The organism is Streptomyces griseoaurantiacus, assembly GCF_036189845.1.
Taxonomy (GTDB): Bacteria; Actinomycetota; Actinomycetes; order Streptomycetales; family Streptomycetaceae; genus Streptomyces; species Streptomyces griseoaurantiacus.
Window position 1 is genome coordinate 3,562,882 of record NZ_CP108326.1, and the last position, 13,226, is coordinate 3,576,107.

The window sequence follows — 13,226 nt, forward strand, 5'->3', positions numbered from 1 at the left end:
TCCGGCCCCCCGGTGGGTACTCGATCACTATGAGGGGTCCATGACCTCGAACGTTGCCCCTGAGCCGTTCCAGCACAGCCCCGTCACAGACCGGTGACGTAGTCACGAATGTGTGCGCGCCCGGCCCCCGGGGACAACTACCGCGAAGGCCCCGGCCCACCCCGGGGCCTCGGACGGGGCCAGGTGTGACCATCCGGGCATGAACCGTCTCGACGACGCACACCTCCGCGCCCGGGTGCTGCGCCGCATGAGCCTGCCCGTACGCCTCCATGACGCCGAACATCCGCCTCGACATGCCGCGCGGCCCTCACAACGCCGAAGGCCCCGGATCTCTCCGGGGCCTTCGGTCTGTGTGCACTCGGCAGGATTCGAACCTGCAACCTTCTGATCCGTAGGATCGGGCGGTCCCGCCAGGACTTGAGGGTGGCCATGGCCTGCTCGACGAGGGCGCGGATCTTCGCGTGGGACCGGTTCACCGCCTGCTGACCGATGGAAAGGATCTCCCAGCGCCCCCAGTACGGGATCCGGACCGTGCCGCCGGCAGCTCGGTAGCCCTTGTCGGCCCAGCATGTGATGTCGGCCTTGGCGAGGGCGTCGACGATGCCGTGTTCGCGGGCCGCGCGGACGTCGTGGACAGCTCCGGGCAGGGCCGGTGAGGCCCACAGCAGCCGGCCGAAGGGATCGGTGATGACCTGCACGTCATCCCGTGCCTCTTGTGCTTCCCCGAGTAACAGGGCCGGTCCGCGGCGATCCGGTCGATCGGCAGCAGGGTCCCGTCCAGCAGCACGAACGCCTTCGACGATGCTGTCCGGATCGCTTCCGTAAGGGTCGGCGCGAGAGCGGCCAGGACCTCGACGGCCTCGGTGAGGTACCGGTACGCGGTCATGGTCCCGATGCCGAACCCGGCCGCGAGCTGCGCATACGGGTGGCCGTTGCGGAGATGGGCGAGAGCGGGCAGGGCCTGACGGCCGGCACTCGGGCGCCGCCAGCGGGTACCGAGTTCTTGGCGGCGCTGACGGAGCTCGGCGGACGGAAAGCGCAGGGCGGAACTGGACACGTCGACGCCCGACGGGTAGACAAGCACACGAAGCCTCTGGCGAAAACCCGTCTACCAGGGGCTTCACCTGTCTGTCACCCCAACCACCCCTACAGCGGGGCAGGTTGGAAAGAGCTCAGTCTTCGAGGGCTAAACGGCCTTGGGCTCAGCCGCGTTCTCACTGGTCATCGATGCATCCTCCGTGATCGGGAGTTACACCGAACGATTTACAGTCCCGGAGGCCACCTGCGTGTCCGCTGAGGTGCGAAAACGCTGATCGAGTTCGGACCACGTTCGACGCCGGTCGTTGAACGACAAGCTCACTCGGCGGTGAACGAGAGGATTTCACGCGCCACGGCCTCGGGGTTCTCTTCCGCGAGCCAGTGGCCTGCTTCGGGAATCTCGACGGCACGCGTGATGTTACGCAGCATCGGATCCAGGGTCGGCCGGGCGCTGGCGAGCAGGCCGGTAGCCGTGAGGAGAAGCGTGCGGGTGTCAACACGCGCGGCCGCAGTGTTGTCACGCTCATCCTTGTCCAGGTTGCGGTAGAGCTCAAATCCTGCGTGGAGTACGTCCGGGCGGCTGTAAGTGCGGACGAACTCGTTCGTTTCCGCTTCGGTGAAGGGGGATCGCGTCCTCTTGCCGCCGAACGCCGTTCCGCCGTAGGCGACTTGCGGATAGAACGCGGTGAGGTACTCACGTACATCGCTGGGGTTGTCGATGAGCTTCTCAGGAATGGCCTGCTGACTATTGAAGGCCATGTGCCAGGAGAAGGTTCGGTATTGCGCGGCGGGAAGCATCGGCCCGGGAAGCGGATAGTCCATGTGCACGTAGGACTTCACCTGGTCAGGGAACTGCGAGACGTACTGGAATCCGACTCCACCACCGAGGTCGTGCGCGACCAGGTCGAAGCTGTCAAGTCCGATCCGGTCATGCAGCAGACCGTGGACGTAACGTGCCAGGGTCTTCTTGTCGAAACTCTCGGGGCTTCCCTCGCTGTCGCCGAGGCCAGGGAGATCTAGGGCATAAACAGTGTGGTGCTTTGCGAGAGCCGGCATGACCCTCCGCCATTCGTACCACGTCTGCGGCCAACCGTGCAGCAGCACCAACGCCGGGCCCTCGCCGCCCGTGACGTAATGCATGCGCACACCGCGGACCTTCGCGAACTCGTGCGTGAACACCGCGTTGAACCCTGTGTCGTGCTTCGTTGCGGCGTCATACGACGCCGCTGACCCAGCCGACGAGGCGGCGGCAGGGGTCGCGATCCCGTCGAGCGACTGCCACTCGACAGTAGTGCCGACAGCGAGCGCAAGGGTCATCGCGCCGGCTCCGAGAAGGGGGCGCAAGCGCCGACGAGGAGGGCACTGCTGGTTCCGGGTCAGTTTCATGCCACAAGCTTCAAGCGCGACTTGCAGTTCTGCACACTCTTTTTGCAGGATTGCAAAAGTCCTCTCCCGACTGGGTTCGAGTGAAGGAGCCGTCCTGTGACGGAAGATCAAGCAGTCCTGCAGAACATCGGCCCGAGGCTGCGGCACTTCCGCAAGGCTCTCGGCATCACCCTGATTGATCTGGCGGAACGCACCGGGCTCACACCGAGCACCATCTCTCGGCTCGAACGCGGGCACGTTCGTCCCACTCTGGAACAGCTTTTGCCGCTTGCCCGCGCATACTCCGTGCCACTCGATGAACTCGTGGCCGCACCCGCCACGGGCGATCCGCGGGTACATTTGCGACCCTTTCGCAAACATGGCATGATTTTCGTCCCATTGGGCGTAAAAAACGGTGGCGTGCAGGCATACAAAGTGATCTATCCGCCTGTTTCGCAGCTCTCGCCGCCGAAGCTCCAGAGGCACCCCGGCCGAGAGTGGTTCTACGTGCTTCACGGGGCGGTCCGACTCGTCCTCACCGGGACGCAGACTGTGCTGACGGCAGGAGAAGCCGCGGAGTTCGACACCAACGCCGCTCACTGGATCGGCAACGCACGGGATGACATTCCCGCAGAGACCATCGCCATTTACGGACAGCAAGGCGAACGAGTTCACATCACAGACATCTGAGAACACCGTGACAGCGGCGATCAACATGGCCCTACTCACGGCCGACGCGCAGACCGCCACCGTTGGTGCGGGTGGCGGCGAGGTACTCAACAGCACGACGGAAGCCGAATCATCGCGGCGCGTGCCAGACACGCACGCACAGTGAGTGCGCATCCCTTTGCGCCTCCGCAGCCAACACCCACGACAGCCTCGCCCTGAAGCCGATGCTGTCCCACTTCCACATGGGACACGAATCCCACGCGACCGATTCCAAGCCCGTGCGGCTTCACGCGGACAAGGCATACGACATCCCTCACCTGCGGCAATGGCTGTGGGGCAAGCACATCGGCGTCCGCATCGCCCGTAAAGGCATCGACTCCAGCGAGCGACTCGGCCGTCGACGATGGGTCATCGAACGCACCATGTCCTGGCTCACCGGATACCGCCGCCTCAACCACCGCTACGAACGCCACCCCCGCAACTACCTGGCCTTTCTCGGACTGGCATCCGCGCTCTGCTGCTACAAGCGGTTCCTCAAACTGACCATGCAGGACATGGTCTTGGCCTGCGGCGCGGGGAACTGCTCGGGTGCGCTGGTCGGACGTCGACCTCCACGAAGGCCGTGCAGCGCGGCGGCCGTGCGGGCCCACGACGCGCTCACCCGCGACGATCCGCTGTTCGCCGCCCGGGTCCTGGTCCTCTGCCTCCGCCGGGGTGAAGTCCTCGGGCTCACCTGGCAGTCGATCGACTTCGAGACGGGTGCGCCGCCTTCGTGGCGTACGTCGCCAAGGAGCATCCGTCGGCAGTGCCGGCGTTGGCCCTCGCGGCAGCCGTCATGGTGGCGGTGATGCAGACGCAGTAGCAGCCGATCGTCAGCAACGGGCTCGCCCTCGGGCCCGTTGCTGTACTTCGCTGCTGTACGCCCCCGCAACGTCAAAGGCCCCGGAGTGATCCGGGGCCTTTGACCTGTGTGCACTCGGCAGGATTCGAACCTGCAACCTTCTGATCCGTAGCTCTGGAGAAGAACGGTCATTGGAGGTCATACAGGCTGCAGGGAAGGGCTTGGCGACCGGTAGTGGTCCTTGCCGGTTGCTGAGGTCGCTGTACAGCAGCACCCTGACAGGGGGGTGGTCATGGAACGGGAACAGCTCGAACGACTGCTGTGCGATGGTGACGACACACATCGGCCGCTCTGACTGCACTCCGCGCCGGCGCTTTTTACGTCATCCGGGACGGCACGACGCCGCCCAAGCTGGGAGCAACTCCCTCAAACACGTCGAAGCCTCGGGCGTCAAGGGCCAGTTCGCGTCAGCGATCCCTCGGACTTCAGCCTCTCTTCAGCTGGGAACGTTGAGTTAACCCAGCAAACGACTTTGCCGGGCTAGGCTGTTTCTTGACCTGCTATTGAACAACTTTTGGCCTGGAGCAAAGGTGTGACCTAGCGAGAGGGGGGTGCGTGTTTCGAGGTGCGACGGCGCGGACGGTGGTAACGGCGATCACTGCCGTCCTTCTCGCGCTCCCGTTCTTCGCAGCCTCCGGGGGATTCGCAACCGCGCATTCTGGCCATCACGCTGAGGCCAAAGATCAGAGTGGAGCCAAGCCCTCCGGAAAGGCGGCACGCGCCGAGGCCCCCGGTAAACGCCACTGCAACTACGCAGGGGACCCGACGGGCCCCCTGCGCACCCGCGACCGCCACCGCGCCGTCGACTTCGCCCCTCAGGGGCCCGGACGTCCCCTGCCGGCCGAGCAGCCGACGGCCGCGTCCGAGCGGATGGCACCAGGCGAGCTCCTCCTGCCGAGACCCTCGACAGCTCCCGCCCTGGCGGCGCTTCAGGTGTTCCGCTGCTGACAGCACAGCAGTGCCCCACTGCTGTTCCCCCCACCTGTCTTGTCAACCGACGCGCCCGTCGGCGCGCCAGGAGGAGTCCCCAGATGCAGCCCCTCATCGACAACGCCCGCACGTTCGGACAGCGCCCTGAGGAGTTCGCCAAGCTGGCCGAAGGCCAGTCCCCCCAGGTGCTGTTCATCACCTGCTCGGATTCCAGGGTCATCCCGGCTCTGATCACGGGCGCCCGCCCGGGCGAGCTCTTCGAGCTGCGCACCGCGGGCAACATCGTTCCCCCCTACGCCTCACAGCACCCCACCAGCGAGGCGGCCACCATCGAGTACGCCGTGGAGGTGCTGGGCGTCCGTGACATCGTAGTCTGCGGACACTCACACTGCGGTGCCGTCGGCGCCCTGGTCCGCGGCGACGACCTGGACGCTGTCCCGGCCGTACGCGACTGGCTCAACCACGCCACCCCGCGCCCGTCCGGCACGATCGAGGATCCGGAAGTGGCCGAGGGCGTGCAGAACCACGTCCTGGCCCAGGTGCTACGCCTGCGGTCCTACCCGTTCATCGACAAGAAGCTGGCCGATGACCAACTGATGCTGCACGCCTGGTACTACGAGGTGCATACGGGCGCCGTGCGTGTCCACCGCACCGAGACCGACGCGTTCGAGGGTCTGTGATCGCCATGCTGACCAAACACCCTCACCTGCGGCAGGACTTCGCCGCTTCCCTGGTCGTCTTCCTGGTCGCGCTCCCGCTCTGCGTGGGAGTGGCTGTCGCCTCCGGCGTCCCGGCCGAACTCGGCCTCGTCACCGGCATAGTCGGCGGCATCGTCACCGGTCTGATGCGGGGCAGCAGCCTCCAGGTCTCCGGACCCGCGGCCGGCCTGACCGTCCTCGTCTTCGAGGCGGTGAACGAGTTCGGGCTACCCGCGCTCGGCGTCATCGTGCTGGTCGCCGGACTGATTCAGCTCGTCATGGGCGCCCTGAAACTGGGGCGCTGGTTCCGCGCGATATCAGTCTCGGTCGTCGAGGGCATGCTGGCCGGCATCGGCCTGGTGATCATCGCGGGCCAGCTGTACTCGGCGGCCGGTCTGGAGGCCCCCGCCTCCGGACTCGACAAGATCCTGGGCCTGCCAGGCGCCGTCGTCGACGCGCTCGGCAGTACCACAGCCCTCACCTCGCTTGCCGTCGGCGCCGGCACCATCGCGGTGCTCATGTTGTGGAAGAAGCTGCCGAGTAAGGCGCAGACCGTGCCCGGTGCGCTCGCCGCGGTCCTGCTTGCCACCCTGGTCACCCAGGTGTTCAGCCTCTCCGTCACCACCGTCGAGGTGAACGGCCTGCTGGCCTCGATCCAGCCGCCCGGCACGGACGCCATCGGCGAACTCTCCGACCCCGCCCTCTTCGGCACGATCATCGCTTTCACTTTGATCGCCTCCGCCGAGAGCTTGTTCAGCGCCGCGGCCGTGGACCGGCTGCACGACGGTCCGCGCACCCAGTACGACAAGGAGCTCATGGCCCAGGGCGTCGGCAACACTGTGTGCGGCGCGCTCGGCGCGCTGCCCATGACCGCAGTCATCGTGCGCAGTTCCGCCAATGTCCAGGCGGGCGCGAGGACCAAGGCGTCCCGGGTCATGCACGGTGTGTGGCTGCTTCTGTTCGCGGCCCTACTGCCCTCGATGCTGGCGCTGATTCCGCTGCCTGCGCTCGCCGGCATCCTGGTCCACGCGGGCTTCAAGCTGATCCCCTTCCGGGAGATCGTGTCGCTGTGGCGCGGCCACCGCGGTGAGGCGCTGATTCTGGTGGCCACCGCCGTCTCGATCGTCGTGGTGAACATGTTCGAGGGTGTGTTGATCGGCCTGGCCCTGTCGGTCGTCAAGACCGCCTGGGAAGCCTCGCACCTCAGGCTGGAGATCATCGACAAGGGCGCGGGCCCGATCCAGGCCCACCTGTCGGGCAACGCGACTTTCCTCAGGCTGCCGCAGATCCTCGACAGCCTGGAGTCGCTGCCCCAGGATCGCCCCGTGGAACTTGACCTCTCCGGTCTGCACCACCTGGACCACGCCTGCCGTACGGCCCTGGAGAACTGGGCCGAGCGTCACAGCGCGGTCGGTACAGCACCCGTGCGGGTCACGGTACCGGTGCAGGTTTCCGCCCCGTAGTGCAGCGTCTTCCGCTCCGGGACCTTCCGTGATCCCGGAGCGGAAAGCGGTCATGGAACATCAGGGCCTCTCGGTGTTCGCTGGACTCGGTGCCTTTGCGTGCGATGCGTACGCCGATGGGCATCCATCGGGGCCATCTGCGCAGGTCGGCGCCGTCGTAGGCTTTGTCGGCGTGCAGGCGCTGGGGCTTGAAGTCGCGGCCGCGGTGGGGAGTCGTGTCGGATCAAGCCGTGGTCCGTCGTCGAGGCCGGCCGTTTCCTGGACGACGCGCTCACCCGCGACGATCCGCTGTTCGCTGCCTGGGTCCTGGTCCTCTGCCTCGGCCTTCGCCGGGGTGAAGTCCTCGGGCTCACCTGGAAGTCGATCGACTTCGAGACGGGTGAGCTGTATGTGGATCACCAGATCCAGCGGGCGGGCCGTCAGATCCTCCACCGTGAGACCAAGACCGAGGAGTCCGACGACTTCCTTCCCCTGCCCGCGTTCTGCCTCAAGGCGCTCCGCATGCGCCGCGCTCAGCAGACCGGGGACCGAAAGGCGGCCGGAGAGCTCTGCCAGGACACCCGCGGCCTGGTCTTCACCACCAAGTACGGGACGCCCATCGAGCCGGGGAACCTGACCCGCATGTCCGCCCTGCGCGCTCGCCGCGCCGACCTCCGCGTGATCCCGCTGCGGAACACCCGGCACACGTGCAGCTCGCTTCTGGTCGCTTTGAAGGTGCATCCGAAGGTGGCCCAACGCATCCTGCGGCACTCGCAGATCGCCATGACGATGGAGGTGTACGCCGAAGCGAGCGAGGAGGAGGTGCGGGCCGCGCGCGGGAAGCTGTCCGAGGCGATGGGCGGGAGCGGCACCGACTAGTCGATGCCCGTTGCTGTACTTCGCTGCTGTACGCCCCCGCAACGTCAAAGGCCCCGGATCGCTCCGGGGCCTTTGACCTGTGTGCACTCGGCAGGATTCGAACCTGCAACCTTCTGATCCGTAGGCGGGTGCGCCGCTTACGGGTGACTGGTGAGCGGCGGTCAGACGCGGAGCGTACCTCCGCTCCATACCTAGCCGTATCCGCCAGCGTCCACAGTTGTACGCCCCTGTTGATGTCACTCGCTGATGTCAGGTAGCCACCCCCCTGCCCACCCGAAGGCCGCTGTCTTGGCTGCGCCGTGAGTCCGTGCTGCCCCGAAGCACGTACCCAGATCGCTCATCAATCGAGGCACAGGAGAAACTGTGACTCGCACTCGAAAGGACGTGGGATCATCGTCACCATGCCAAACCCCGACGCCGCCACTCGCCCGCTGACTGTTGCTGGGCTGTTCGCCGGCATCGGTGGTGTCGAAGTTGGGCTCCAGGCGGCAGGCATGCAGACCAAGCTCCTCTGCGAGTGGTGGGAACCCGCACAAGCCGTCCTGGAACACCGCTTTCCGGGCATTCCGCTGCACGACGACATCCAGACCCTGGCGTCGCTGCCTGACGTGGACGTAGTAACGGCTGGCTTCCCGTGCACTGACCTCTCACAGGCGGGCCGCACAGCCGGCATCCACGGAGAAGCGTCCGGGATGGTCAAGCACCTCATCAAGCTTTTGGATGACGCTTCCCCCCGTTGGGTGGTCATCGAGAACGTGCGGAACATGCTCGCGCTCGACAGCGGCACGGCCATGGAGTACCTGGTCAGCGAGTTTGAGCGACTCGGCTACACGTGGGCATATCGTCTCGTTGACTCGCGCTTTACTGGCGTACCACAGCGCCGCCAGAGGGTCATCTTCGTTGCCTCACGCACGGAAGATCCCTGCGCTGTGCTTTTTGCGGATGACGCCAACGAGCGCCCCGAGAGCGACTACCGGGGGGACGCTTTCGGCTTCTACTGGACAGAAGGAAACACCGGCTTGGGGTGGGCCCAGGACGCCCTGCCTACCCTCAAGGGGGGCTCCGGGCTAGGCATTCCGTCGTCCCCGGCCATGTGGATCCCGGGAGCCGAGCCCGGACGAGCCATCGTGACACCACGCATCGAGGACGCCGAAGCCCTGCAAGGATTCCCCAGAGGCTGGACTGAGGCCGCACTCCAGAAAGCCAAGCCTGGAGTCAGGTGGAAGCTGGTGGGTAACGCTGTCACCGTCGGTGTCTCCCAATGGCTGGGGCAACGACTCCTCAACCCAGGCGTATATGACGAGACCGGCCAGATCATCCTCCCAAAGGGGATGCGCTGGCCAACAGCCGCTTGGGGCGACGCAACCCAGCGGTGGGCTGCACCAGTGAGCTTGTGGCCAGAGCGGAGGGCATATCGGCACCTTCTGGATGTTGTCGACGTCCAGCAGGCTGCTCCGTTGAGCCTCCGTGCGACGGCAGGCTTCCATGGTCGGCTGCTCAAGAGCCGACTCCGCTACCCAGAGGCGTTCTCTGAGGCCCTGAAGCTGCATGCCGAGTGGATGGCTGAACCTGTACCGGTCTCCTGACTCCACCTTGGGCATGAGCTAGAGATCAGACCTCACGCCCAGATCGCCCAGTGCACTTCCCTAGCTCCCTGCCCTCCGCGGGCAGGGAGCTAGGCCGCCATACCTGCCGATCAGGAGTGACGGAAAGCCTGCCCGAAAGGATGCGAGACTCCCTAAGATCAAGGCATGACCCCTGAGGAAAACCTGGCACATCTCTGGCAGTTGCTGGACACGAACCACGAGGCTCCGTCCGCTCACAAGTACGATGCGGCACGGAAATTCGTCGGGCAATTGATTGGCGTAGCCGCAACAAGAGTCTATATCACCTATATCAGCAAAGCCGGAAATTTAAGCGTTCGAGGATCCCAGTCAACCGGTGCGCTGAAATCTGACGTCGTAATTGCCTTGATCAAGCGGCGAACAGAAGACCCGGCAACCCATAGAGCGGCACGCAGTTTCGTGGAGCGAACCGGCAAGCCGGTCCTCTTGCTCCAGAGAGCCAGCGAGGAAAGCATCGAATGGCACCCCATCGGGGGTTATGCCCTCTCTATTGACCCTCGCGGCCAAACCTTACTAACAAAACTCTCAAGCATCTTCGGCGCTCCACCTCATCAGGCAATTCCGATGAGTGAAGACTTTGCCGCCAGTAACGCCATTCAGTACCTCGAAGGCCTGGGAATCACAGGCTCCGTAATGGGATCGGCCCTCTCCGAGTGGCACGACCTTAGCAACATGCTCGCCAGTGTGATGCAGAGTGACATCGGACTCTCAGCGGCAGAAGTTGCGGTCGTTGCACGCAGAAGGGCAATTATCGCTGAACTGAAGGAAATGATTGCCGATCCATCAACAACGGAGCGCGACCTACACAGGAAGGTAAAGGGTCACTACTGGATCTTCGGCGGTAGGTACACAGGCGTATCTGAGAGAAATTCCCTGATTCCCATGGACGAATATGACATCCCTCTTTTTTGTGCGGATGGATCGATTCATATCGTCGAGCTCAAGGGGTCACATATCACGAAACTTGTAGAGCGCCAGAGATCCCATTTGATCCCCGGCAAGGAAGTCCATAAGGCGGTAGGGCAGGCAATGAACTACCTCCGCGACCTCGATGAGGCTGGCGCCGCTATGGAAACCTACTACAGGAGAAATGGAATCGAGTATGACTTGTGTCGAGCGCGGGCAACGGTGGTGATTGGAAACCCTGATCACGTAGATATTCCCGCTGATACTAGGTTGAATCTCGGCCCAGCGACTAGGCAGACAATCGACCAGGCCATCAGGACATACAACGCTCTGATCAACCGCATCGAGGTTGTCACGTGGACCGACTTGCTAGATGCCGCAGATAGATCACTGAAGTTCGAGGAGGAATCTGCTGGTTCCGAATCGGCCGACCATACAGACCTTCCCGGTCAACGATCCAGCGCCCCAGAAATTAGCCAAGAAGCAGAGGGCGAGGAAACCATCTTCTGAAAGTCTGCGGAGCGATCGCGGTCTGTTCACCCTAGCCAGAGAACCATTCAGTGCGCTCCAACCTCGCTCGTTCACACCCTTATCCGTGAACCGATGCGCATGGATCCGAACGAGATTGCGCGATACGAGGCAGCGTCCGGCTGACCTCAAATGATCACGAGCGAATGGTGTTCAAAGCCGCGATTACGACCGCAGGGTCACCGTTGTACAACACATGCGGTTCGCCTGCTTGAGGAGGGATAAATCGGTTACGATATCGCTGCAGGTCGCTCTCCGAGAAGTAGATCGAGTTTGGATCGTTTGCGTGGAATTCATTGCGCTTGCTGATCCTTTCCCAAAGTTCTTCATGGCTGGCCGCGAGATAGACAAGCATAGGGATCGCGCCGACGTCGATGGCGATAGATCGCCATCTAGCCCGGTCCTCCGGCGTCCAAAATCCGTGGTCGACAACGACATCGCGCCCCGCCTTGAGTTGCTCCGCGAGATCGATTGCAACGTCTTCGAGAACTGGCTTCTCAAGGGTGGGGAAGACCCCTCTGGGGAAGTCCACTCCATAGACGCCATGCCGGCGGAACATCTCTTCGTCCGGGCATAGCCTGAGGAACCCGCGAGCGGTGAGAGCACGGGAAAGAGTCGTTTTTCCGGAGCCGGGGAGTCCGGCCATCAGGACACAGAACGGCGAGTGTGGGGGCATCGGTCTCGTAATGGTTCGGGAGATAGCAGCTATCTCCGCTTCGGCTTCCGACGTAATTGTGCCAGCCCTGCGGGACGCAAGCAGTGCACCTAGGCGGTCTTCGAGCACGCTAAAGAGCGTGTCATCCACGGCCGTCACGGGGAGACCTCCGATTCTGTGCGCCATGTCCGACCGGGCCCTCCGAGGTCCACGCCGTACTCCACGATGTTGCCTTCGCTATCGACGAACTTGGCTGTCATCACGACGACCGGTTCGGCTGGCGGGTCGTTGTGGTCTAGCTCCAAGAGCCGCGCATACTCCGGCGTCAGCAGACGGGCTGAGGCGGTATCGACGCGGTGGCTGATCGGGTGGCCGGTCGCCTGGGCGATGAGCTGGAGTGAGGTCCCGTCGGTCAGGCGCTCGCTTACTGCTAGCTGAGGGATCAGCTTCCCGTACCGAGCGGGAATCCACGACGTGCTGTGAGCAACGATGCCGTGCCGGTCCCTGTACACGCGGCTACGGCGCACCACGTCGGAGCCGGGCTGAACGTCCAGCGCTTGCGCCACTTCATCGGGCGCGGGCACCACGGCCGCCTGGTGCGAGTCGGACCGTTCACCTGCCCCCCAGCTAGATCCTGTACGGCGTCCCCGGTCCTGCCGCTGCGCCCCAGACGACATCGGAGCCGGCAGGTCCAGCACTTCGGTACCGATGCCGTGGATGCCACGGATAAGCCCCTCATTGCGCAGCTTGCGCAGGGCTTTCTCGGCTGTCGCCGTACTCACCTTCCACTCTTCCGAGAGGTTCTTGATGCTCGGCAAGAGGGTCCCGGGCTGTAGCTGACCAGACGTAATCAGCTCCTTGTAGTGGGCGGCAATCTTCGCGTACGGCGCCCGATTGTCGGCCTGGCCTGCCATGTCGTCCGCTCCTTGTCGTCACTTCCCTGAGGTTCCCTAGCTTACTGCTTGACACCGCAGGGAACCCTAGGGAACCTTAGGGATGTGCCCGCCGGTCGGTTCGGTCGACTAGCGGGTGCCGGACCTCAATGCGCCCTGATTTAGGGCGTATTCGAGGCCAAGGGGCCCGGGACAGAGCGGGCCGAGGGCGGACCCGACCCTTGTCATTCGGGACGGCTTAGACCGAAAGGTCATGTCTCCATAGGCCTGAAACGGGAGCTCGTGTTCCCGAAGGAGACAGCACGCACGTTCAGCCTTTCCGCAGCTCAAGGGTTGCGGCCGGTTGCCTCCGCTGCACGTCTCGCACGTGCAGCGTCGAGGGGAGCCGGGCGCCCGGTCACCGGGCCGTCTCCACCCTTCGTCTGAGAGGACTGCCATGCGCTGGAGTTTCACGTTCACCGCGACCGTGACCGACCTGAAGACGGGCGAGCGCGAGGAGATCAACGACACCGCGCACTTCGACCACCCGATCACCCGGGCCGACGCGCTGTCCGTGATCCGCCGGGACCTGCGCAGCCTGAACAAGCCCGCCCTCAGCCTGCGCATCACCGGCAGCTACTGACCCACACCCCGAAAGCGGCGAGCGGCCCCCGGGTGGCACCCCGGGAGCCGCGACGGGCCGTTCACCTGTGAGAGG

9 protein-coding genes and 4 pseudogenes are annotated in these 13,226 nt (G+C 64.4%); 8 read left to right on the plus strand and 5 right to left on the minus strand.

Annotated features, from left to right (window positions below; translation table 11 throughout):
- Window positions 1-407 precede the first annotated feature (407 nt).
- Together OHB09_RS15895 and OHB09_RS15900 are read right to left on the minus strand one after the other, a co-directional pair.
- Window positions 408-1,084 (minus strand): annotated as a pseudogene (locus tag OHB09_RS15895) (transposase family protein); the annotation flags it as partial.
- Between the two features lie 272 nt (window positions 1,085-1,356).
- Window positions 1,357-2,355, minus strand: a complete 999-nt coding sequence (locus OHB09_RS15900; protein WP_191853907.1) for an alpha/beta fold hydrolase — start codon at window positions 2,353-2,355, stop codon at window positions 1,357-1,359.
- Between the two features lie 165 nt (window positions 2,356-2,520).
- Here OHB09_RS15900 and OHB09_RS15905 point away from each other — a divergent pair, with 165 nt between their 5' ends.
- The 4 genes and pseudogenes from OHB09_RS15905 to OHB09_RS15920 all read left to right on the plus strand — a co-directional run bounded on the left by OHB09_RS15905 (window position 2,521) and on the right by OHB09_RS15920 (window position 7,064).
- Window positions 2,521-3,093 carry a helix-turn-helix domain-containing protein gene (locus tag OHB09_RS15905; protein WP_328922129.1) on the plus strand — a complete coding sequence of 191 codons (573 nt, stop codon included), beginning with the start codon at window positions 2,521-2,523 and terminating at the stop codon, window positions 3,091-3,093.
- Between the two features lie 71 nt (window positions 3,094-3,164).
- Window positions 3,165-3,617: pseudogene (locus tag OHB09_RS33310) on the plus strand (transposase); the annotation flags it as partial.
- A gap of 1,387 nt (window positions 3,618-5,004) precedes the next feature.
- Complete coding sequence (locus tag OHB09_RS15915) at window positions 5,005-5,583, plus strand: carbonic anhydrase (protein ID WP_191853909.1); 579 nt, start codon at window positions 5,005-5,007, stop codon at window positions 5,581-5,583.
- Window positions 5,584-5,588: 5 nt separating this feature from the next.
- Window positions 5,589-7,064, plus strand: a complete 1,476-nt coding sequence (locus OHB09_RS15920) for a SulP family inorganic anion transporter (protein WP_191853910.1) — start codon at window positions 5,589-5,591, stop codon at window positions 7,062-7,064.
- Window positions 7,065-7,140: 76 nt separating this feature from the next.
- Here the strand turns inward: OHB09_RS15920 and OHB09_RS15925 are convergent.
- Window positions 7,141-7,275 (minus strand): annotated as a pseudogene (locus OHB09_RS15925) (IS5/IS1182 family transposase); the annotation flags it as partial.
- Window positions 7,276-7,283: 8 nt separating this feature from the next.
- Between OHB09_RS15925 and OHB09_RS15930 the strand changes: the two are divergent.
- From OHB09_RS15930 to OHB09_RS15940, 3 genes and pseudogenes are all read left to right on the plus strand, one after another.
- Window positions 7,284-7,922: pseudogene (locus OHB09_RS15930) on the plus strand (site-specific integrase); the annotation flags it as partial.
- 401 nt (window positions 7,923-8,323) lie between these two features.
- Window positions 8,324-9,508, plus strand: a complete 1,185-nt coding sequence (locus OHB09_RS15935; RefSeq protein ID WP_328922130.1) for a DNA cytosine methyltransferase — start codon at window positions 8,324-8,326, stop codon at window positions 9,506-9,508.
- Between the two features lie 165 nt (window positions 9,509-9,673).
- The gene (locus OHB09_RS15940; protein ID WP_328922131.1) at window positions 9,674-10,963 is read left to right on the plus strand and encodes a Shedu anti-phage system protein SduA domain-containing protein; all 1,290 of its coding nucleotides are present in this window, start codon (window positions 9,674-9,676) and stop codon (window positions 10,961-10,963) included.
- A 154-nt stretch (window positions 10,964-11,117) separates the two neighbouring features.
- Here the strand turns inward: OHB09_RS15940 and OHB09_RS15945 are convergent, their stop codons facing one another.
- On the minus strand, window positions 11,118-11,627 hold the full coding sequence (locus OHB09_RS15945; protein ID WP_328922132.1) for an AAA family ATPase: 510 nt from the start codon (window positions 11,625-11,627) through the stop codon (window positions 11,118-11,120).
- Window positions 11,628-11,791: 164 nt separating this feature from the next.
- Window positions 11,792-12,550, minus strand: coding sequence for a GntR family transcriptional regulator (locus tag OHB09_RS15950; protein WP_328922133.1), 759 nt, complete (start codon window positions 12,548-12,550; stop codon window positions 11,792-11,794).
- Window positions 12,551-12,965: 415 nt separating this feature from the next.
- Here OHB09_RS15950 and OHB09_RS15955 point away from each other — a divergent pair, with 415 nt between their 5' ends.
- Window positions 12,966-13,151 carry a hypothetical protein gene (locus OHB09_RS15955; RefSeq protein ID WP_328922134.1) on the plus strand — a complete coding sequence of 62 codons (186 nt, stop codon included), beginning with the start codon at window positions 12,966-12,968 and terminating at the stop codon, window positions 13,149-13,151.
- Window positions 13,152-13,226 lie beyond the last annotated feature (75 nt).